Annotated in this window: 18 protein-coding genes and 2 pseudogenes; 8 read left to right on the top strand and 12 right to left on the bottom strand. The window is 63.9% G+C overall.

The window, feature by feature from the left end:
* Window positions 1–225: 225 nt before the first annotated feature.
* Window positions 226–1,014: an NRDE family protein gene (locus HDE77_RS16025; RefSeq protein WP_184418919.1), complete on the top strand. Its 789-nt coding sequence runs from the start codon at window positions 226–228 to the stop codon at window positions 1,012–1,014.
* A gap of 130 nt (window positions 1,015–1,144) precedes the next feature.
* The gene (ligB, locus tag HDE77_RS16030) at window positions 1,145–2,836 is read left to right on the top strand and encodes an NAD-dependent DNA ligase LigB (protein WP_184418920.1); all 1,692 of its coding nucleotides are present in this window, start codon (window positions 1,145–1,147) and stop codon (window positions 2,834–2,836) included.
* Between the two features lie 126 nt (window positions 2,837–2,962).
* On the opposite strand, the gene HDE77_RS16035 is transcribed toward ligB, so the two are convergent.
* The 6 genes from HDE77_RS16035 to dinG form a co-directional block, all read right to left on the bottom strand.
* A complete protein-coding gene (locus tag HDE77_RS16035) occupies window positions 2,963–3,364 on the bottom strand; it encodes a YchJ family metal-binding protein (protein ID WP_184418921.1) in 402 nt (133 codons plus the stop codon).
* Window positions 3,365–3,412: 48 nt separating this feature from the next.
* The gene (locus HDE77_RS16040) at window positions 3,413–4,021 is read right to left on the bottom strand and encodes a DUF938 domain-containing protein (RefSeq protein ID WP_184418942.1); all 609 of its coding nucleotides are present in this window, start codon (window positions 4,019–4,021) and stop codon (window positions 3,413–3,415) included.
* Window positions 4,018–4,215, bottom strand: coding sequence for a hypothetical protein (locus HDE77_RS16045; protein ID WP_184418922.1), 198 nt, complete (start codon window positions 4,213–4,215; stop codon window positions 4,018–4,020). Before HDE77_RS16045 ends, HDE77_RS16040 begins: the two co-directional genes overlap by 4 nt.
* Window positions 4,216–4,312: 97 nt before the next feature.
* Window positions 4,313–4,891, bottom strand: a complete 579-nt coding sequence (locus HDE77_RS16050; protein WP_184418923.1) for an NnrU family protein — start codon at window positions 4,889–4,891, stop codon at window positions 4,313–4,315.
* A 44-nt stretch (window positions 4,892–4,935) separates the two neighbouring features.
* A complete protein-coding gene (locus tag HDE77_RS16055; RefSeq protein ID WP_184418924.1) occupies window positions 4,936–5,502 on the bottom strand; it encodes a HutD family protein in 567 nt (188 codons plus the stop codon).
* Window positions 5,499–7,604: an ATP-dependent DNA helicase DinG gene (dinG, locus tag HDE77_RS16060; RefSeq protein ID WP_184418925.1), complete on the bottom strand. Its 2,106-nt coding sequence runs from the start codon at window positions 7,602–7,604 to the stop codon at window positions 5,499–5,501. The genes HDE77_RS16055 and dinG overlap by 4 nt, the downstream gene beginning before the upstream one ends.
* A 244-nt stretch (window positions 7,605–7,848) precedes the next feature.
* Here dinG and HDE77_RS16065 point away from each other — a divergent pair, with 244 nt between their 5' ends.
* Entirely contained in the window at window positions 7,849–10,803 is a 2,955-nt protein-coding gene (locus HDE77_RS16065) for an EAL domain-containing protein (RefSeq protein ID WP_184418926.1), read from the top strand.
* 13 nt (window positions 10,804–10,816) lie between these two features.
* Here the strand turns inward: HDE77_RS16065 and HDE77_RS16070 are convergent, their stop codons facing one another.
* The 6 genes and pseudogenes from HDE77_RS16070 to hemH form a co-directional block, all read right to left on the bottom strand.
* Entirely contained in the window at window positions 10,817–11,485 is a 669-nt protein-coding gene (locus tag HDE77_RS16070; RefSeq protein ID WP_184418927.1) for a DsbA family oxidoreductase, read from the bottom strand.
* Window positions 11,486–11,603: 118 nt separating this feature from the next.
* Window positions 11,604–13,250: an NAD(P)/FAD-dependent oxidoreductase gene (locus HDE77_RS16075; RefSeq protein WP_184418928.1), complete on the bottom strand. Its 1,647-nt coding sequence runs from the start codon at window positions 13,248–13,250 to the stop codon at window positions 11,604–11,606.
* Window positions 13,251–13,403: 153 nt separating this feature from the next.
* Window positions 13,404–13,910: a DUF1993 domain-containing protein gene (locus tag HDE77_RS16080; RefSeq protein WP_184418929.1), complete on the bottom strand. Its 507-nt coding sequence runs from the start codon at window positions 13,908–13,910 to the stop codon at window positions 13,404–13,406.
* Window positions 13,907–15,313, bottom strand: a pseudogene (locus HDE77_RS16085) (TCR/Tet family MFS transporter); the annotation flags it as partial. The pseudogene HDE77_RS16085 and the gene HDE77_RS16080, both read right to left, overlap by 4 nt.
* A 68-nt stretch (window positions 15,314–15,381) precedes the next feature.
* The gene (locus HDE77_RS16090; RefSeq protein ID WP_184418930.1) at window positions 15,382–16,227 is read right to left on the bottom strand and encodes an alpha/beta hydrolase; all 846 of its coding nucleotides are present in this window, start codon (window positions 16,225–16,227) and stop codon (window positions 15,382–15,384) included.
* Window positions 16,224–17,306: a ferrochelatase gene (gene hemH / locus HDE77_RS16095; RefSeq protein WP_184418931.1), complete on the bottom strand. Its 1,083-nt coding sequence runs from the start codon at window positions 17,304–17,306 to the stop codon at window positions 16,224–16,226. Before hemH ends, HDE77_RS16090 begins: the two co-directional genes overlap by 4 nt.
* A gap of 104 nt (window positions 17,307–17,410) precedes the next feature.
* Here hemH and HDE77_RS16100 point away from each other — a divergent pair, with 104 nt between their 5' ends.
* The 5 genes and pseudogenes from HDE77_RS16100 to HDE77_RS16120 all read left to right on the top strand — a co-directional run.
* Complete coding sequence (locus tag HDE77_RS16100) at window positions 17,411–18,100, top strand: lipid-binding SYLF domain-containing protein (RefSeq protein WP_184418932.1); 690 nt, start codon at window positions 17,411–17,413, stop codon at window positions 18,098–18,100.
* Between the two features lie 66 nt (window positions 18,101–18,166).
* On the top strand, window positions 18,167–18,430 hold the full coding sequence (gene tatA / locus HDE77_RS16105; protein ID WP_184418933.1) for a Sec-independent protein translocase subunit TatA: 264 nt from the start codon (window positions 18,167–18,169) through the stop codon (window positions 18,428–18,430).
* Window positions 18,431–18,454: 24 nt separating this feature from the next.
* Window positions 18,455–18,880 (top strand): Sec-independent protein translocase protein TatB, encoded by a 426-nt coding sequence (gene tatB / locus HDE77_RS16110; RefSeq protein ID WP_184418934.1) that lies wholly within the window; start codon window positions 18,455–18,457, stop codon window positions 18,878–18,880.
* The gene (gene tatC, locus HDE77_RS16115) at window positions 18,867–19,652 is read left to right on the top strand and encodes a twin-arginine translocase subunit TatC (protein ID WP_184418935.1); all 786 of its coding nucleotides are present in this window, start codon (window positions 18,867–18,869) and stop codon (window positions 19,650–19,652) included. The genes tatB and tatC overlap by 14 nt, the downstream gene beginning before the upstream one ends.
* Before the next feature lie 412 nt (window positions 19,653–20,064).
* Window positions 20,065–20,288, top strand: a pseudogene (locus HDE77_RS16120) (IS110 family transposase); the annotation flags it as partial.

The raw sequence follows: 20,288 nt of genomic DNA on the forward strand, positions 1-20,288 counted from the left end.
CGGCGCGCCGTTCTGCTTCATGCAGGCACAGCTCCTGTCACAGCGACTTCCTGCTGTTGTGGGAGCGACTTCAGTCGCGATGGCCGCGCCGAAAATCATCGCGACTGAAGTCGCTCCCACAAGAGGGTGACGCAGTGAAGTGAGGCGATCAGCATCCTCTCTCAGGTAGGCCTACACTCAGTCCGGTGCCTGCTCGTAATGCCTCCTTCTTGTGGAATCTATCCCATGTGCCTGATCGCCTTTGCCTGGAATGTGCACCCACGCTGGCGCCTGGTGCTGGCGGGCAATCGCGATGAGTTTCATGCGCGTCCGAGTGCACCTTTGGCGCGCTGGGACGATGCTCCGATCATCGGCGGTCGCGACCTGCAGGCCGGTGGTACCTGGCTGGGAGTGACCGATACCGGGCGCTGCTGCGTAGTGACGAATGTGCGCGATCCGCGCGATCCGCAGTTAGGCGTGTCGCGCGGGATGCTCGCCACCGACTTTCTTGTGGGCAGCATGGATGCCACGACACATGCACGGCAGTTGCTGGGTACGGCCTCCGAATATCGGCCATTCAACCTGCTTACATTCGATGCGCTCGATGCGTTCTATCTGGGCAATCGGCCCGAACCGCGGGCGCAGGCAGTGGCGCGGGGCGTGCACGGCCTGTCGAATGCCGATTTCAATACGCCATGGCCGAAGACGCGCAAGTTGATGAGCTGTCTCCAGGGCTGGGTCGACGCGGGTGGCGAAGACGAGTTCAACCCTTTGTTCAACGCGCTCGCTGACGAGCGCGTCGCACCGGATGCAGAATTGCCGGATACCGGCGTCGGTCTCGAACGCGAACGCATGCTATCGCCAGCCTTCATCCGTAGCGAGCACTACGGCACCCGCGCCAGCACGATCGTGGCGATCGGTCATGACGGCAGCGGGGTGATCGTGGAACGACGCTTCGGGCCGAATGGCCGCTTCGATGGTGAAACCATCCTGCGGATCGCCGATTCGTTGCTCGCCACTCATTCATCGACGTAACGTCCGCGCTGTGCAGCATGCGATGCATCCGCTATAGGGGCGACGCCTACGCACACCGGTGGCATCCCCATCTGCCGTCGCCGTCAGCCGCTGGCTAGCCTGTCGACAACGTCCACGGATTGGAGGCTACATGCGCATGGGATGGCTGTTGCCGGTCGTCGGTATCGTGGTGCTGATCTCCACTTCAACGCGTGCGGCAGACTGTCCCGACTGGTCACCGACGCAGGCAAAGCAGGAGCTCGGCGCGTTGCATGGCCGGCTCGACGACTGGAACCACAAGTACCGGGTCACCGGTCAATCGCCGGTCGACGACGCTGTCTACGATCAGGCGCTGAAGCGCTTCGCTGACTGGCGTCGATGCTTTCCGACGCAGGCATCGGCGATGCCCGGCGATCTCGTCGATGCCCGTGGCAACGTGCGTTCGCCGGTGGCGCAGACTGGGCTGGCCAAGTTGCCGGATGCCGTTGCATTGGCCGCATGGATGCATGCACGCGATCAGCAGGATCTGTGGGTGCAGCCGAAGGCCGATGGTGTCGCGGTCACCTTGCTGTATATGGACGGCCAATTACTTCAGGCGACCAGTCGTGGCGACGGCGTCCACGGCACAGACTGGACGGCCACGGCAAGACTTATCGATGCCATTCCCAAGCATCTGCCAAATGCACCCCGGCGCGTGGTGCTGCAGGGAGAAATTTACTGGCGCATTTCCGGCCATGTGCAGGCGAACGATGGCGGTGCCAATGCGCGTTCGGCGGTGGCCGGCGCGCTGGCCCGCGAAACCCTGGATGCGGATACTGCCGCGCAGATTGGCCTGTTCGTATGGGACTGGCCCAGCGGGCCGGCCGACATGCCGGCGCGGCTGGCTGGGCTCAAGGCCATGGGCCTGACTGACAGCGTGACCTACACCCATGCGGTGCAGACGCTGGACGACGTCAAGCGCTGGCGGGAGCAATGGTATCGCCATGCGATGCCATTCGCCGCCGATGGCACAGTGGTCCGTCAGGGTCACCGGCCGCTGGCAACGACATGGCAAGCCGCGCCACCCGCATGGGCCGTTGCCTGGAAATATCCGGCGGCGTCGGCACTCACCGAGGTGCGCGCGGTTACCTTCACGATCGGCCGCAGCGGGCGCATCACACCGGTACTGGAACTGGTGCCGGTGCAGCTGGACGATCATCGCGTGCAGCGCGTCAGCGTCGGCTCGGTCGCGCGCTGGCGAAAACTGGATATCCGTCCCGGGGACCAAGTCGAAGTGGTGCTTGCCGGGTTGACCATACCGAAGTTGCAGTCGGTGGTATGGCGTACAAAAGAACGCGCCACGGTAACCCTGCCGGACGTGCAGGCGCATGATCCCTTGAGCTGCTGGCAGGCCGTGCCCGGCTGCGAACAACAATTTCGCGCGCGTTTGCTGTGGCTGGGCGGCAAGCAGGGTCTGCAGCTGGATGGCCTCGGCGCTGGCACCTGGCAGGCGTTGATCGACGCCGGCTTGATCCACGATCTGCTTGACTGGATGAGCCTGACGCCGGCGCAGCTGGCCGCCGTACCGGGGTTCGGGCCGACCCGCGCAAATGCATTGGCTCAGACATTTGCCAGCGCACGTCAGCGTCCATTTGCCCGGTGGCTGCGCGCGCTCGGCATGCCAGCCACTGGCGGCGCCGAGTTGCCGGACTGGGCCGCGCTGAGCACACGCAGTTCAAGTGACTGGCAGGCGATCGACGGCATAGGCCCCGTCCGTGGAAGTCGTCTGGCCGTGTTCTTCGCCCGTCCCGAGTTGCGCGCTCAGGCGGCTCGGCTGCATGCGGCGGGGGTGCAGGGATTCTGAGGTTGATTCGGGCGCGAATTGTAGGAGCGCACCCTGTACGCGATGCCGCGCCTGCGCGCTCAAACATGTTGCTGCACCGCCAGATCGATTTTGCGCACAGGGTGCGCTCCTACACATCACGAACGCTCAGCTCTCGAGCTTGCCGTCGACGTAGTACCAGTGGCCGTGTTCGCGCACGAAGTGGCTGGTTTCGTGCTGCCGTTGCGCACGACCACCGCCGAGGCGATAACGGGCGACAAACTCCACGGTTGCATGGCTATCGTCAATGCCCTGATGTTGACGGATCTCCAGCCCCAACCAGATCGGCGCCGGCAATTGCGCGGCCAGCCGCAGTGAAGCCGGGCGCGTATCGGCGTGCCAGCTCGCCAGCAGGTAGTCCTCGCGCTTCAGCACGTAGGCGCTGTAGCGTGCGCGCATCAGTTGTTCGGCCGAGGTTGCCGCGGCGCCGTCATGCAAGGGCCCGCAACATTGCGTGTATCCGGCCGGATTGCCGCAGGGGCAGGGCGTCAGGGTGTCGATCGACTTCATGCCGCCTTTGTACCCGGTTCGGCGGGTTTCTGCAGGCGCAAGCTTTGATCAAGTGTGGATGCGTCGCCAGACGCGGCAGCGATTGTTCGCCGGCATCGCGATATCCTCGACGAGGGCGAAGCCGGCGCTGGCTGCCAGGGCGTCCACCGCTTCGGCATCGCGGATCGCCATATGTGCTCCGCGTGCCTGCAACCATTGATCGAAGGCGGCATTGCTGTCACTGCTGTAATGGCCGTGATAGTTGAATGGGCCATAGATGATCAGCGTGGCGCCCGCGCGGGTGATTCCCGGCAGCTGGGCGAACAGGCGCTGCACTTCCGACCACGCCATGATGTGCAGGGTATTGGCGCTGAACACCGCGTCAAACGTGGCTTCGGGCCATGTACCAGCGACATCGAGCTCCCACGGCGTCGGCGTATTGGGAAGCGCGGCTTCATCCAGCCATGCCCGGATACCCGGCAGATTTTCTTCGCGATCCGAGGTCTGCCAGATCAGCCGCGGCAGTGCGGCAGCGAAATGCACCGCGTGCTGGCCGGTGCCGCTGCCGATCTCCAGCACGCGCTGGTCACCGACGAGGTAATCGCGCAACACCGTGAGAATGGGTTCGCGATTGCGCTCGCACGATGGCGAGTTCGGTTTGTCCTCGTGACTGCTCAGACGGGCCGGCCGCGGAGCACCCGTGCCGGCAACATCAGCAGCGCACCGAGGAACGCGAATACCGCGCCCACCGTGATCCCGACCAGGCGCAGCGGCAGCAACAGCAGCCACACGATCGGATACAGCACCAGCGCCAGCAGCGCGAGCGGCCAGCAGAACACCAGCAGCAACAACCAGAGCAGGAAACCGGCCATGGGATGACCTCGCAGGGGTGGAATAAGCGGACTCTAGCGCAGCCTGCAGCGTGTGCGTAGATGACCTCCGCCACCCCCGTCGAGCCGGTTCAGGCGCTCAGCCCATCGGACTCACGCCAATCAGCCACAGGTGCAGCCAGCACGCGAAGATGACCCAGGCCACGACCCCGATCAGCAGAGTCAACGCGTCACCCCTGACCGTACCCGGCGGATACGTGGTGCCCGCCAGTCGGTCACGGCGGCGCGATACCGCGAACAGCACGATCGCCCATACCAGGAAAGCGCCGAATAACACGATGTCATGCAACATGCCGGTCGCAAGCAGGTGGCCGAATGCCCATACCTTCACCGCCAGTACCTGCGGGTGGCCGAGTTTTGCCTTGAAGTGATTGCCCGGCACGCGCGCGGCGAAAAACAGCACGAATGCGATCAGCGTGAACGGTGCATTGAGATGACGCAGCCACATCGGCGGGACGTAAAGCACTACCGGCTGCTGACGCGCCAACCCGAAGCCCCAGCAAATCAACACGAAGCCGATCAGCGAAACCAGCGCGAACAAACCCTTCCAGCGTTTCGCGCCGAGTCGCGCGATCTGTCGTTCGCGCCAGCCGTCCGCGAAGATGCGCAGCGAGTGCGCACCAAGAAAGATCAGCAGGCCAAGGATCAGCATCAGCATGGGGGGTCACCTCATCGCAGCGGTGCGGCGAGTATAGGCGTCCGTCAGGCCGTGCGCCGAATGCCGATGGCGAACGCCAATGCACCGTCCCGCAGCATGATGTGGCCGGTAGCTGGCGCATGCGCCAGCCATGCATCGCCGGTGTGCAGCATGCCGTCGACGGTCTCGATATCGCCGTGGACGGCATAGATCAGGACAACCTCGGGGGTAAGCGGATGGGCTCCCGGCTCTTGCCATACCTGCACTGCGCCACGTACCTGCGTTCGGCGCACCATCAGATTGAAGTCACGGGTGGGGCCATCAGTGAGCGTCACCGCCACTTTGCTCTCACCGGCGAAGGCGAACGGTACGAACGGCGTCGTCAGCGCGTGCATGCGGCCGTCGTCCAGCGTCATCGTGAAGCCGGCGCCGTCGAGCAGCGCAATATGGCGGTCGATACCGGGGAAGGAGGAGAACGGCGCGGCGCTGTCGACCTCGGCGATGCTCACGCGCCACAGGATATCTTCGCCGCTGGCGCCGGTCGGATGGACGGCTATTTCACGCGTGGTCCCGAGGCCATTCTTCCACGGTTGCGGCGGACAATCCTGTGCGCGGATGATCGACGAGTTCATGCGCTCCTCTCGATCACGCGTTCAAACGGTGGCAAGGCCTTGAGCATGCCGCTGCCATAGCGCTTGGTCACCACGCGGCGGTCGAGCAGCACGATGCGACCGCGGTCAGTTTCGTTGCGAATCAGCCTGCCACAATACTGGGTCAGCAGTCGCGTTGCTTCAGGCACGCTAACCTCGATGAAGGGGTTGCGCCCGCGCGATTCCAGCCATTCGGCATACGTCGCACCGACGGGATCGGTGGGCACGGCGAACGGCAACTGCGTGATCACGACCGTCTCGCACAGCTTGCCGGGCAGGTCGAGGCCTTCCCCAAACGAGGCGAGGCCAAACAGCGTGCTGCCCTTGCCGGCTTCGATGTCGGCGATGTGTTCGGCGACCAGCTGCGATTTTCCCAACGAGCCTTGCGCACGCACCTTGCGCACCTGCGCGATGGGCAGTTTCTGAAGCACGCGATCGAGCTTCGCGCGCGAGGTGAACAACACCAGATTTCCAGCGTCCCAGTCGAGGTTGTCGGCCAGCCATTCGCTGATTTCCTCGGCATGCGCTTCGCGTGCGTCCGGCAGCGTGCGCATCGCCGGCACTTCCAGTCGTGCCTGCACGGCGAGGTCGAAAGGCGACGGCAGGCTCATTGTCACGGCATCATCAGGCAGGCCGACAGCATCGGCGAAGCCGCGGAAGTTGCCGCCTGCGCTCAGGGTTGCCGAGGTCATCACGACACCACTGGCGTTACCCCACAGCACGCTGCGCAGCAAGCCGCCAGCAGATACTGCCGAGGCATGACAGACCAGTTGCTGATCGCCACCCAGCGTGACCCAGCGCGCCAGCGGCGGCGCGTTATCGGCATCGTCGCTCGACCAGGCGCGCCACGTGCTTGCCTGCTTGCCGATGCGTTCGAGCGCGATCCCCAGTTCCCGCGACAACGCCTCCTGGGTCGGGCCGCCGTCGGTCATCTCGACCACGGCACGGCGTACGGCGGTGAGCCAGCGTTGCACTTCACCAGTGCACAGGTTTAGCACCCGCGCATGCTCAACCCACGGCTCCGGCAGCTGACCGAGCGAGCCGCGGTACATGGGCTCGGCCTCGGCGGGATCGGGTAGCCAGCCGAGGCGGATGTCTTTCTCAAGCTCCTCCAGCGCATTGCTGAGCTCCTGCAGTTTCGCGTCGCCGGCATCCAGCGACAGCTTGCCCAAAGTCTGCTTGTCGGTGAGCGAATACGCGGCGTGCACCTGCCGCCCGAGCCGGCTCAGCTGGCGCACGGTAACGCTCATGTACACCTCGGCGGCACCGCGATCGATCGCCTTGCCCGGCACGTGATGGCCTTCGTCGAAGATGTACAGCGTCTCGTCCGGGCGTGGCAGGATCACTCCGCCCCAGCCCTCATCCTCGCCCGGCATGGTGAGGTCGGCCAGCACCAGATCCTGGTTGGCCACGATGATTTCAGCATCGTCCACCGCGCGGCGTGCGGCGAAGAACGGGCAGATCATGAACTGACCGCACTTGCGCCCGGTGCAGCCACCGGCGCTGGTGGTCACCATCGGACGCAACAGGTCGCTGACTGCCTCCGGTGCGCTGTCCATGTCGCCGTTCCACTCGCCGTTGTCGAACGCTGCGCTCAATTTGCCCAGCGCCTGCTTGTCGCGTGGCTGGGGCGGCTTAAGCCACAGCGCCAGATCCGCATCGAAGCCGGCCAGGCCCATCTGCCCGGAGTCGTTGAGGCTGTTCGCCGCCATGCGCAGGTTGCGCGGGCACAGGTAACGCCCGCGGCCCTTGGCCAAGGCCACTTTCGCCTCGATGCCGTTGAGCTTCAGATACAGCGGGATGTCCCGTTGTACCAGCTGTTCCTGCAGCGCCACCGTGGCGGTGGCGATCAATAGCTTCTTCTTCTGGAAGCGCGCCACTTCCACGCCGGCAATCAGATAGGCCATCGACTTGCCAGTGCCGGTCGGCGCCTCGATCACGGCCACCCCACCGGTCTTGCCCAGTGCCCGAGCCACCTCGGCAATCATCCTTCCCTGCGAGGCGCGTGCGCGAAAGCCCGGCAGGCCGTCTTTCAGGCGTGCATAAGCGGCGCGTATGGCGTCTTTGGTGGTATCGGCGAGCATGGTGAAGAAACCTGTGGCGCGGGTTATGCATGAAACATGGGCACGGATGCCGTCAGCCACCGGGAATCGCCGGCGCAAGGCGGCGACGTGCCGGAGTGCAACATGGCTGGATGTAAGAGGGGCAGTTTATCGGTATTGCGTGTCCGGCAGGTTCCTGCTGGTGCTACGCCAGCGCTGTCGCGCGTATTGAGGGGGTATGCTGATGCCGGATGCTAGCGGGGTCGGGCTGGGGGGAGCTCTATCGATGAAGCACGCGGATGCTGTTGAGTCGACGTTGTTCGACGGCTCGTTGCAGCTGACATGGCTGGCTCACCTGACGGCGGACCAGACGCCATACGAGGTGGCCGAGGTGATTGCTGGCCTGGTGCAGGCCCGGCAGGGTTGCCATGCCGCCTGCGTGCTGTGGGGTCTGGAGCAGCCGGCCACCTATAGCAGCGTTCCGTCAGCGCGGATCGATCCAGCCGATTGGCCGTGGTTGCGCGACGCCAGCAAATCAGACTCGCCGCACTGGAGCCCGGATCAGCGCCGTGTCGCGATTCGCCTGTGCGAGCAGCCCGAATCAGCGCTGCTGCTGTTGAGCTTGCAGCCGGGGCACGATGTCGGGGATTTTCTGGACGAGTTGGAGGCCGCGCTGCAGCTTGCCGGTCAGCATCTGCGCCGGTCACTGGAGTGGTTCAAGCTGCAGCATTCGCATCAGCAGCTGGAGCGTTCCGAAGCGCTGCAGCGCGCGCTGTTCGCGATTTCCGATCTGGCCGGCTCCGAGCGGGACATGCCGGACATGTTGCGTGGCATCCACGCCATCGTCAGCACGTTGATGTACGCGGAAAATTTTTTCATCGTCACGCGCAATACCGAGCTGGATACGATCCGCTTCCTGTATTTCATCGATGTCGAGGACCCGACTTCGCCCGGCAATGGCCAGGATCTGCCGTTGAGCGCGATCGAGCATACGCTGACCTGGTATGTGATCACCGACGGCAAGGCACGCATGGGCAGTGCCGAGGAGCTGCGCAGTCAGGTGCCGGGGCCGATGGCCATGATCGGCTCAGACAGCTTCGACTGGCTCGGTGTACCGATGCTGCGCGACGGTCAGCCCGGCGGCGCGCTGGTGGTGCAGAGCTACCAGCAGAACATCGGCTATTCGGACGAAGACCTGGCGCTGCTGGAGTTTGTCGGCAGCCACATCCTTACCGCACTGGAGCGCAAGCAGACCAAGGAGGACCTGGAAAAGCGGGTGCGCCTGCGCACGTTGCAGCTGGCCGAGGCGAATCGCGGACTGCAACTGGAAATCATCGAGCGCAAACGTGCCGAGCATCTGCAGGCGGCCTTGTTTCAGATTGCGCAGCTGGCCACTGCGGATATCGATCAGGAAGAATTCTACCGGCGTGTGCATGCGGTGGTTGGCGAGTTGCTGAATGCGGAAAATTTCTTCATCGCGCTGCTCTCCGACGATCGCCAGCAGTTGACGTTTCCGTACTCCGTGGATGAAGTCAAATTGCCACCGGCCGTGCGCCCGCTGGGACGTGGCCTGAGCGAATATGTGCTGCGTCGTGGCGTGCCGGTGCGCGCCGACAACGCAGACATCGAGGAACTCGTGCGGCAGGGCGAGATCGCGCAGGGGCGTTCCGGCGCACCAGCGATGTGCTGGCTGGGCGTGCCGTTGATCGTCGGCGACGAGACGATCGGATTGGTCACGGTGCAGAGCTACAGCGCTTCGGTGGTCTACGGCCTGGCGGATCAGGAGCTGCTCAGCTTCGTCGCGTCGCAGATTGCCAACAGCCTCACCCGGCGTCGCTCCGCCGAATCCCTGCGACGCGCCTACGAACAGCTCGAACACAGGGTGGAAGAGCGCACACAGGCGTTGCGCAAGGAAATCATCGAGCGCGAACGCATCCAGGACCAGCTCAAGCATCAGGTCATGCATGATTCGCTGACCGGGCTGCCCAACCGCGGCTTTCTGCGTGACCGCATCGATCGCGTACTTTCCGCGATCAAGCAGGAACCGCACCGGCGTTGCGCGCTGCTATACCTGGATGTCGACCGTTTCAAGATCATCAATGACAGCCTCGGACACCTGGCCGGCGACGAGGTGTTGAAAGAGGTCGCCACGCGTCTCGCAAGCTGCGTGCGCCATCCGGACCTGGTGGCGCGATTGGCCGGTGATGAGTTCGCGATCCTGCTGGAGGATGTGCAGATGCCGGCCGATGTCATGGCCGTGGCTCAGCGCGTGCTGGACTCCCTCGGAACCCCGATGCTGGTTGCCGGCAAAGAACTGCAACCTACCGCCAGCGTGGGTATCGCGATCGGCGATAGCCATTACCAGACGGCCGACGAGGTGCTGCGCGACGCCGACATTGCGCTGTATCGAGCGAAGGATCTCGGCCGCAAGCGCTTCGAACTGTTCGACGAGACGCTGGCAAAGAATGTGGTCGACGTGCTGGCGATGGAAGTGGAGCTGCGCCGGGCGTTGCAGAACGATCAGTTCGAACCGTACTTTCAGCCGATCTGCCGCCTCGATGATGGTCAGGTCGTAGGCTATGAGGCGCTGATCCGCTGGAATCACCCGCAGCGCGGTCTGCTAAAGCCGGCGGACTTCGTCAAGATTGCCGAGGACAGCGGCCTGATCGAGGCAATCGACTGGCGCATCTTCGAGCTCAGCTGTCGCCTGCTTGCGCGGCACGGTCCTGATGATACTTTCATGACGTTCAACGTCTCGGCGCTGCATCTGCGCCACGCGGATTTCGACGCGCGTCTGATTTGCCTGCTCGAGTCCACCGGCTTGCCTGCTTCACGCCTGATCGCGGAAGTCACTGAAGGGGCCCTGCTGGACAATCCCGAGCGCGTGCGCGCGACGCTCGATCGTTTGCGCCTGGCCGGCGTGGGCGCGGCGCTCGACGATTTCGGCACCGGCTATTCGTCGCTCAGCTATCTGCATTCACTGCCGTTGCGCATGCTGAAAATCGATCGCGCGTTCGTGGAGGAACTGGACAAGGACCGCAACACCAACAGCACCACCGTGGTGGCGGCGATTCTTGCGCTGGCGCGCGCCTTGAACATCCAGGTGATCGCCGAAGGCATCGAAACCCAGGCCCAGCGCAACGCACTGATGGCGATGGGTTGCGAGCTGGGGCAAGGCTATCTGCTGGGTCACCCGTCACCGATCGGGCATTGGCTGCAAGCTCACGCCGACACTGAGTGAGTCGGCGTGCCGGTTAGCGCGGCAGCTCTGCGCTGATCTGCCGCAATGCCTGCTCGAACGCTTCCGGTGGCTGTCCGCCGGAGATCAGGTGGCGGCCATTGATGATGGTGGCCGGCACCGAGTGGATGCCACGTTCCATGTACGACCTTTCCTGCGCGCGCACTTCGCCGGCATACGTGTCACTGGAAAGAATCTGCTGCGCGCGTTCGGTATCCAGCCCCACTTCGCCGGCCAGACGCTGCAGCGTGTCGTGCGCACTCACATCCTCGCCGTCGGTGAAATAGGCGCGTAACAGCGCGTGTTTCAGCGGAATGTGCCGGCCTTCCAGTTCGGCCCAGTGCAGCAGTCGGTGCGCATCGAATGTGTTGTAGATACGGTTGCGCCGGTCCATGCGGAACTCGAAGCCCAGCGATGCACCGCGAGCGCGGATCGCCTCGCGATTAATGGCGAGCTGTTCGGGCGTGCTGCCGTATTTATTGACCAGATGTTCGGTGGAATCCTCGCCCTCCGGTGGCATCTGCGGATTCAGTTCGAACGGCTGAAAATGGATTTCTGCGGTGACCTCGTCGCCGAGGTTCGCCAGTGCCTGCTCCAGCGCGGTCAAGCCGATCGCACACCATGGGCAGGAGACATCGGAGACAAAATCGATCCGGAGTGGGGCGGGTTTGGTTTCGTTGGGCATCGGAGATCCTCGCGGCGACGCGCACAGCGCACGTCACATGTTGGGCTCCAATATGCGGTCACGAAACGGACAATCAATCGGCAACGCTGCGTCGCTACGCGAGAACGTCCAGCGGGTCTCAGCTTCCCGTGATGCTCAAGGCCACGGCTTCGGCGATCCTGATGCCATCGACCGCGGCCGAGAGAATCCCGCCGGCGTAGCCGGCACCTTCGCCGGCGGGATAAAGGCCGGTGGTGTTGAGGCTTTGCAGGCTGTCGTCACGCTTGATCCGCACGGGTGAGGAAGTGCGAGTTTCAACGCCGGTGAGTACCGCATCGTGCAGGGCAAAACCCTTGATCTGGCGATCGAACGCGGGCAGGGCCTCGCGGATGGCAGCGATTGCGTAATCGGGCAGGGCGCTGTCGAGACTGCCGAGGGTTACGCCGGGCTTGAACGAGGGCTGCACGTCGCCGAATTCCTGCGAGGCGCGCGCCGTGATGAAGTCGCCAACCAGCTGGCCTGGCGCATTGTAGTTTTCGCCACCGAGTACATAGGCATGGCTTTCCAGCGCGCGTTGCAACGCGATACCGGCCAGTGGACTGCCGCTGTCATCGTAGGTCGCAAAATCGGATGGCTCGATGCCGACCACAATCGCGGCATTCGCGTTGCGTTCGTTGCGCGAATACTGGCTCATGCCATTCGTCACCACGCGGCCGGGCTCGCTGGTGGCCGCCACCACGGTGCCGCCGGGGCACATGCAGAAGCTGTAGACCGAGCGTCCGTTGCCGACGTGGCTACCCTTGCAGTGGTGCACCAGCTTGTAGTCGGCGGCGCCAAGCAACGGATGGCCGGCCTGTGGGCCAAAGCGCGCGCGGTCGATGATCGACTGCGGGTGTTCGATGCGAAAGCCGATCGAGAAGGGCTTGGCCTCCAGATACACGCCACGTGCGTACAGCATCTCGAACGTGTCGCGTGCACTATGGCCGACTGCCAGCACCACATGATCGGCGCGGATCTGCTCGCCGCTGGCCAGCGTTACGCCGCGCACGTGACGTTGGCCGCCAGCGTCGGTCTCGACCTGCAAGTCATCGACGCGTTCGCCGAAGCGGATTTCGCCGCCCAGCGATTCGATCGTGGCACGCATGTTCTCCACCATCGTCACCAGCCGGAACGTGCCGATGTGCGGCTTGCTGACGTAGAGGATTTCATCCGGCGCACCGGCCTTGACGAACTCGGCGAGCACCTTGCGGCCGTGGTGCAGCGGATCGCGGATCTGGCTGTACAGCTTGCCGTCGGAAAACGTGCCGGCACCGCCCTCGCCGAACTGCACATTGGATTCGGGATGCAGGTTGCGCTTGCGCCACAGGTCCCAGGTGTCCTTGGTGCGTTCGCGTACTGCCTTGCCGCGATCCAGGATGATCGGACGGAAGCCCATCTGAGCCAGCAGCAATCCCGCGAACAGTCCACACGGACCGGTGCCGATAACGATCGGACGCAGCTTCAGCTCAGCTGGCGCGCGGGTGACAAAGTGATAGTTCGTGTCCGGCGTGGACTGGACGTGCACGTCATCGGCGAAGCGCCGCAACAACTCGGCCTCGCGCGTCGTTTCAATATCCAGTGCGTAGATCAGCAGGATCGCGCCGCGTTTGCGTGCGTCATAGCTGCGCTTGGCGATGGTGTAACTGGTCAGCGCCGCCGCCTCGATATCCAGCCGCTCGAGGATCGCCCGGGTCAGCGCATCCTCGGGATGATCCAGCGGCAATTTGAGGTCGGTCAGTCGCAACATTTGCCAGAATCCAGAAGACAAGCCAGCGGATTTTCGCAGATATCGCGCTGGCGTGACGGTCTCAGGCAGTTCACGGGTTCTGTGGGAGCGACTTCAGTCGCGATGCTTTGACAGCATATCGAGCCGCCATCGCTCCCCCAGATACCCTTTCGATCACGCTTGACCGATGAAATCCGTCTTGCCGATTTCGGTGCCGGCCACGCGCAGAATGTTGTACGCGGTGGTGCAATGGAAGAACACGTTCGGGATGACGAAGCCCAGCAGGTAAGCCTGACCTTCGAAAGTCACCTCGCCAGTACGCGTTTTCATGACGACCGTGCGGGCCTCGCTGCCGTCGATCTGCTCGGGCTTGAACGTCTTGATGTATTCGATCGCACGGTCGATGCGGGAGTAGATCTGCTCCAGCGTGGTTTCGTTGTCCTCGAACGACATCGGCTCGGCACCGGCCAGGCGGGCGGCGCCACGGCAGGCGATGTCGGCCGCGATCTGCACCTGCTTGACCAGTGGCAGCATGTCGGGGATCAGTCGCGTCTGCAGCAGCACTTCATCGGTGACGTTCTTGGACTTTGCATGTGCCTCGCCTTTTTTCAGCACGTCGGCAAGGTTGCCGAGGGCGCGGACAAAAACGGGGACGGACGCCTGATACATCGAAAGTGTCATGGGGATTGCTCCGGTGGATCTTGGGGTAGTGAAGCGTGGGGAAGCGGTTCGGACGAAAACTCGTTGAACGGTGTCATGGGGATGACGCCTTCAGTTGCCAATGGCGCAACGACTGGCGTGTGGCGGATCACACGCATGGCGATCAGCGCGGCGGCAAACAGCAGCAGCGCGGCCAGCACGAAGGCCGCGCCCGGCAGATGCTGTACCGGCGCGTGGTCACTGATGAACAGCGCAAACAGGTTCGCAAACAATGCTGGGCCGAAGATGCCGGCGAGGCTGGCCAGACTGGTCAGTGCACCCTGCAGGCGGCCCTGTTCATGCGGATCGACCTGGTGGGTCATCATCGCCTGTGCGGGCGGCCCGGCCAGTCCCCCCAGACACAGGAACGGGATGCCAAGCAAGAACATCCATGCGACCGAGGCGAAGCCGAAGCATACGTAACCGACGATGCACAGCAAGAGTCCAGCGAGGATCATGCGCTGCTCGCCCAGCTTCGGCATCAGCCGACGTACCAGCACGGCCTGCACCAGTCCGCTGCAAAGGCCCACCAGTCCCAGCGTGTAGCCCACGGCCTGTGGCCCCCAGCCGTAGCGGTAATCGGTATAGAGGACGTAGGTCGAGTTCAGCGAGAACTGCGCCAGGTTGATCAGGAAAAACACCGTCGCCAGCCCGAACACCTGCGGATAGCGCCGCAGCAGTACCACCGCTCCGAACGGGTTCGCATGGCGCCAGTCGAAGCGCGCGCTGCGTTTTTCCTTCGGCAGCGATTCCGGCAATACGAAATAGCCATAGCCGAAGTTGATCAGCGACAACCCCGCGGCGACCCAGAATGGAAGGCGGATATGCAGATGGCCGAGAAAGCCACCCAGCGCCGGGCCGACGATGAAGCCGATGCCGAACGCTGCACCCAGCGTGCCGAACGCGGCGGCGCGCTTTTCCTTCGGCGTGATGTCGGCGATGTAGGCGTTTGCGGTGGAAAAACTCGCCGCACACACGCCGGATACCGCGCGGCCGACGAACAGCAGCCACAGCACCGGCGCCATGGCCATCACGATGAAGTCGATGCCAAGGCCGAAGCTCGAGATCAGGATCACTGTGCGTCGACCGAAGCGATCCGACAGCGCGCCCTGCACCGGCGAAAACACAAACTGCATCAGCATGAACAGTGCGCCGAATGCGCCTGACCACACCGCGGCCCGCGAGATGCTGCCGCCGATCAATTGCACGATCAGATGCGGCAACACCGGAATGATGATGCCGAACGCCAGCATGTCCAGCATGACGGTGACAAAGATGAAGTTGAGGGCGGCGCGGTGGCGCGGAGCGGGGAGGGTTGGCGACTGATCCATGGGGCGTGGCGAAGCGATGGGATACGCACGATAGCCGAATGGCGCTGACGCTACACGTGCGCAGGCCGCGGTAAAGCCAGTCTCTGGTCTCCGCGGGCTACTCGGAGACTAGAGACAGGCTCTTACGTTGCCGCGTCGATCCAGGCGGCGACAGCGGTAGGGTCCTCAAGGTGCAGGTGGTGGCCGCCGTCGAGGTGCGTCACGGCGAGCTGCCGTACGCACGCGGCACGTGCCTGCATCGGTGCGCTGGGCAGATACGAAGTGGCCGGTTGCGCCAGCAACAAGGCGCTGGGCGCATCGATACCGCGCAACAGGGCATGGATCTGGGAATCGGCCAGACGCACGGGGCTGGGATGGGTCAGCCGCGGGTCGCTGCGCCAGCGCCAGCCGCCTTTGGTTTCGATCAGGCCGCGTTCGACGATCGGCCGCGCCAGTTCGGCAGGCAGGCCGCTGACCATGCTGCGCGCGCTGGCGGCCTGCTCGATGCTGCGAAATACCCGCAGCGGTTTGCCATTGGCGCCACGGGGCGCGTACGCGTCACGGAAGCGCTGCAAGGTATGTGAACCATCGTCGCCGAGCGGGCCGAGCCCTTCGATCATCAGCAGTCTCTCGATCCGCCCGGGCGTGGCAGCGGCGACCAGTGCGGCGATACCAGCGCCCAGCGAATGGCCGAGCAGGGCATAGCGCTCCAACTGCAAGGCATCGACGGCGTCGAGCACGGCCTGCACGTAGTCGAGGTAGCGGTAACTGACGCCAGCAGCCAGGTGATCGGAGTAACCATGGCCAGGCAGTTCCAGCGCGATCACCCGGAACCGTGCGGCCAGCAAGGGTGCCAGCCGCGCGAAGCTGCCCGCATTGTCCAGCCAGCCATGCAAGGCCAGCAGTGGCGGGGCCGCGTCATCGCCCCACCGCTGCGCGCGCAGCGTGAGATGTGGCAGCGCGATGCTCAGCTCGGTCGGGGAGGTCATGTGGCCTGCGGCTGTTGAAAGCCGGTGGCGAATTCCGGCCAGCCCTGGGTATGCCGCAAGATCAGTGAAGCGAGGCTGCCGACTTGTTCGGCACTGTCGTTGAGTGCTGGGATGTAGCGCAGCGTCTGGCCGCCGGCGGCGATGAAGAAGTCGCGGTTCTGCATGGCGATTTCCTCCAGCGTCTCAAGGCAATCCACCGCGAAACCGGGGCAGGCCACGTCGAGTCTTTTCACACCGTCGGCGGCGAGCTGGCGCACGCTGGCGTCGGTGTACGGCTGCAGCCAGCGTTCCCGTCCAACACGAGACTGGAAGCTGACGACCAAGCGATCTTCGCTCAGCCCGAGCCGTTCGCGCAGCAATCGCGCGGTGGCATGGCACTGCTGGAAATACGGATCGCCGGCATCCGCGTAGCGCTCGGGAATGCCGTGGAACGAGAGCAACAGTTTGTCGCCGCGGCCGTTTGTCTGCCACCAGCGTTCGATGCTTTGCGCCAGCGCCTCGATGTGGCCGGAGTCGTCGTGGTAATCGTTGATGAGGCGCAGCTCCGGTGGCCAGCGCAGGGTCTTGATCGTGTCGGCGACCGCGTCGAGCACCGAGCCGGTGGAGGTGGCCGAATACTGCGGATACAACGGCAGCACCAGCAAGCGGCGCACGCCCTCGCGCTGCATCCGTTCGATCGTATGCGCCACCGACGGCTCGCCGTAGCGCATCGCCAGTGCGACGCGGATCGGGCTGCCCGGCCGCTGTCGCAGCAATTCGGCTTGCAGGCCCGTGGCCAGCGCTTCGCTGCCGAAACGTAGTGGGGAACCCTCACTCGTCCAGATCTGCGCGTAAGCATGCGCCGAGCGCGCCGGCCGCGTGCGCAGGATCACGCCGTGCAGGATCAACCACCACAACCAGCGCGGGTATTCGATCACCCGCGGATCGCCGAGAAATTCGGCCAGATACGGGCGCACCGCCTTCGCCGTGGGAGCGGTCGGCGTACCCAGATTCACCAGCAGTACGCCAGCCTGAACGGGCTGAACGGGTGGTCCGTGGGAATCGCCGGCAAGGCCGGTATAGTTGTTATAGCGTGGCATCGTGGCAGTTGTGGCTGGACCAGCTGTGGAGTCTGCCACAAGCCTTGTGCGCTTCGGCGCGCTGCCTTTGTCTTCCGACTTCGCCCTATTCCCTGGAGCTGTCCATGTTCAAGACACCATTGCACCGCCTGTTGCTGATCGGTATGGCCCTGCTGTTGCCGACGCTGGCCGTGCACGCCGAAGATCCGCCGCTGGTGCGCGCCACCAACGCCGTGCGGGTGCTCAAGGACATCATGGACGCGCCCGACAAGGCGATCCCGCAGGATTTGCTGAAGGAGGCGCGCGCGATCGCGGTGATCCCGGACATGCTGAAGGTCGGTTTCATCTTCGGTGGCCGTCGTGGCGAGGGCCTGATCTCGGTCAAGGGCCCGGACGGAACCTGGTCCAATCCCAGCTTCATCAGCATGACCGGCGGTAGCGTGGGCTTTCAGGCCGGCGTGTCGTCGACCGACGTGATCCTGGTATTTCGCACCCAGCGTGGCGTGGATTCGATCGTGCGCGGCAAATTCACCTTGGGCGCCGATGCTTCGGCGGCGGCCGGCCCGGTCGGGCGTACCACCAGCGCATCAACCGATGAACAGATGAAAGCCGAGATCTACTCCTATTCACGTGCCCGCGGCCTGTTTGCCGGTGTGGCGATCGATGGCGCGGCACTGCGCATCGACTACGACGCGAATGAGGCCATTTATGGCGCAGGCGTCACCCCGCGTCGGATCTTCGAAGGCGGCGTTGGCAATGTGCCGGGGCCGGTGGTCGATTTCCGGGATCGGCTTGAGGAGTACACTTCGCAGTAATTGTCGGGAAGTGTCGGCGCGATCCGCGCCAGGGCAGCTTGGCTGGAATTTGCCTCGAGGTTGATTATGGGTTTTGACAGTATTTGGCATTGGCTCATCCTGCTGGTGGTCGTGCTGCTGATCTTCGGCACCAAGAAGATCCGCAACCTCGGGCCGGACCTTGGCGCCGCTATTCGCGACTTCAAGAAAGGTCTCAGCGGTGAGGACGAGGCGAAGCAGAAAGAAGCCGAAGCCCAGCGCAAGGCGGCGGAGCATTTGCGCGCCGACCCGCCGCCGGCAGACAGTGCCAGCACCACGCAGAGTCAGCGCGACTCCAGCGAAACCAAGTAAGCGCGCGATGGGCGGAGCGCGGCAATGATCGAGATCAGTCTCGGCAAAATGGTGTTGCTCGCCCTGATCGCGTTGATCGTGCTGGGCCCCGAAAAATTGCCTGGCGCCGCGCGTACCGCCGGCGCCCTGATGCGACGTGTTCGCAGCGGCTGGGATAACGTTCGCGCCGAGGTCGAGCGCGAGTTGGAGATCGAGGAAATCAAACGCACTGCGCGTGAGGCTGCTGCCCGCGCGGAAGCCGCGCAGACCGAGATCAAGGACGGCTTGAACCAGGTGCGCGAACCGCTTGCCGCTGTCGCCCAGATGGTCAGCCTGAAGCCGTCGACGGAAGCGAGCGCCACTATCGTTCCCCATGAGGAGCCGCCGGCGAACGTGCAGTCGGAGCTGCCGCTCGACGCGCCTTCCGCGATGCCCATGTCCACCGGGGAATCTCCGCATGGCAACACCTGAACTGAACGCGCCTGATTCGGGCGTGCCCGAGCCGGAGGGTTTGCAGCAGGGGCTGTTTTCTCATTTGCTTGAGCTGCGCTCGCGTCTGCTCAAGGCCGTGGCAACCGTGTTGCTGGTGCTGATCGCGCTGGTGCCGTTTGCGAACCGGCTATACAGCGAGCTGGCCGCGCCGCTGGTCGCGCGACTGCCGCAAGGTGCGCACCTGATTGCCACCGAAGTCACCAGTCCCTTCATCACCCCGTTGAAACTGGCCTTCTATACGGCTCTTTTCATCAGCATGCCGATCATCCTGTACCAGCTGTGGGCGTTCGTCAGCCCGGGCCTGTACAAACACGAGAAGCGCCTCGCCCGACCCTTGCTGGTTGCGGCGCTGGGATTGTTCTATCTCGGCGGCGCGTTCGCTTATTTCCTGGTGCTTCCGGCGGCGTTTCGCTTCCTCACCGCGGTGACCCCGCAAGGTGTGGAGATGATGACCGACATCACGCACTACCTCGATTTCGTGATGCTGATGTTCTTCGCGTTCGGGTTGTGCTTCGAGGTGCCGGTGGCGGTGGTGATACTTGCGGCGGTCGGCATCGTCGATCTGGAGAAACTGCGCAGCGGTCGCCGCTACGCGATCGTCGGCGCGTTCGCGATCGCCGCGCTGATCACGCCACCGGACATCACCTCGATGCTGATGCTGGGCATCCCGATGTGCCTGCTTTATGAGTTGGGTATTTTGGCGGTGCGCTGGCTGGTGAAACCGGGATCGCTGAGGCCGGACGTAGGCTGATCTCAACCCCGCGGGGTGAGGGATGGATGCTCGCGGACCAATCATTCCCCGTCGCCTCGGCGCAGGCCGGGCCCGGCGCCCTTGCCCGTTTGTGTTGTTGCTCTTGCTGATTTTGTAGGAGCGCACCTTGTGCGCGAAGCTCTTGTGGGAGTGACTTCAGTCGCGATGCTCTGGCTTTGCTGTTTGGTTTGTGGCTTTAGAGCCTGAGAGCGTTTCGTCCTCCTGCGGAGGGCGAGTCACTTTTCTCTTGCGTGGCCAAGAGAAAAGTAACCAAAAGAAATGGAATGGACGCCTCCCACCTCGCTTCGTCAGCGGTGCTGAGAGGGTCGGGTGGACCCTCCGGGCCGACGGCATCTAAGTGCCCAAGGCGTGGTAAACCGAGGTTTCCACAAGGCAAACCGGAGGGTCCAAGATGAACGATACAACTTCCATCGTCGGCGTGGATATTGCCAAGCAGGTGTTCCAGATCCACACGGTCGATCTCGCCAGCGGCGAGATCGTGCGGGTGCAGTTCAAGCGCGCCAAATTCCTGGCCTGGTTTGTCAACCGGCCGCCGTGCGTGATCGGCATGGAGGCGTGCGGTGGCGCGCATCACTGGGCGCGTGAACTGATCGCGCTGGGCCACACGGTGAAGCT

The sequence above is a fragment of the Rhodanobacter sp. MP7CTX1 genome, from assembly GCF_014205795.1.
GTDB lineage: Bacteria > Pseudomonadota > Gammaproteobacteria > Xanthomonadales > Rhodanobacteraceae > Rhodanobacter.

Excerpts from the sequence above, each read along its gene's own strand:
- HDE77_RS16025 (WP_184418919.1), top strand. The coding sequence starts at position 226 with ATGTGCCTGATCGCCTTTGCCTGGAATGTGCACCCACGCTGGCGCCTG.
- ligB (WP_184418920.1), top strand. The coding sequence starts at position 1,145 with ATGCGCATGGGATGGCTGTTGCCGGTCGTCGGTATCGTGGTGCTGATC.
- HDE77_RS16035 (WP_184418921.1), bottom strand. The coding sequence starts at position 3,364 with ATGAAGTCGATCGACACCCTGACGCCCTGCCCCTGCGGCAATCCGGCC.
- HDE77_RS16045 (WP_184418922.1), bottom strand. The coding sequence starts at position 4,215 with ATGGCCGGTTTCCTGCTCTGGTTGTTGCTGCTGGTGTTCTGCTGGCCG.
- HDE77_RS16050 (WP_184418923.1), bottom strand. The coding sequence starts at position 4,891 with ATGCTGATGCTGATCCTTGGCCTGCTGATCTTTCTTGGTGCGCACTCG.
- HDE77_RS16055 (WP_184418924.1), bottom strand. The coding sequence starts at position 5,502 with ATGAACTCGTCGATCATCCGCGCACAGGATTGTCCGCCGCAACCGTGG.
- dinG (WP_184418925.1), bottom strand. The coding sequence starts at position 7,604 with ATGCTCGCCGATACCACCAAAGACGCCATACGCGCCGCTTATGCACGC.
- HDE77_RS16065 (WP_184418926.1), top strand. The coding sequence starts at position 7,849 with ATGAAGCACGCGGATGCTGTTGAGTCGACGTTGTTCGACGGCTCGTTG.
- HDE77_RS16070 (WP_184418927.1), bottom strand. The coding sequence starts at position 11,485 with ATGCCCAACGAAACCAAACCCGCCCCACTCCGGATCGATTTTGTCTCC.
- HDE77_RS16075 (WP_184418928.1), bottom strand. The coding sequence starts at position 13,250 with ATGTTGCGACTGACCGACCTCAAATTGCCGCTGGATCATCCCGAGGAT.
- HDE77_RS16080 (WP_184418929.1), bottom strand. The coding sequence starts at position 13,910 with ATGACACTTTCGATGTATCAGGCGTCCGTCCCCGTTTTTGTCCGCGCC.
- HDE77_RS16090 (WP_184418930.1), bottom strand. The coding sequence starts at position 16,227 with ATGACCTCCCCGACCGAGCTGAGCATCGCGCTGCCACATCTCACGCTG.
- hemH (WP_184418931.1), bottom strand. The coding sequence starts at position 17,306 with ATGCCACGCTATAACAACTATACCGGCCTTGCCGGCGATTCCCACGGA.
- HDE77_RS16100 (WP_184418932.1), top strand. The coding sequence starts at position 17,411 with ATGTTCAAGACACCATTGCACCGCCTGTTGCTGATCGGTATGGCCCTG.
- tatA (WP_184418933.1), top strand. The coding sequence starts at position 18,167 with ATGGGTTTTGACAGTATTTGGCATTGGCTCATCCTGCTGGTGGTCGTG.
- tatB (WP_184418934.1), top strand. The coding sequence starts at position 18,455 with ATGATCGAGATCAGTCTCGGCAAAATGGTGTTGCTCGCCCTGATCGCG.
- tatC (WP_184418935.1), top strand. The coding sequence starts at position 18,867 with ATGGCAACACCTGAACTGAACGCGCCTGATTCGGGCGTGCCCGAGCCG.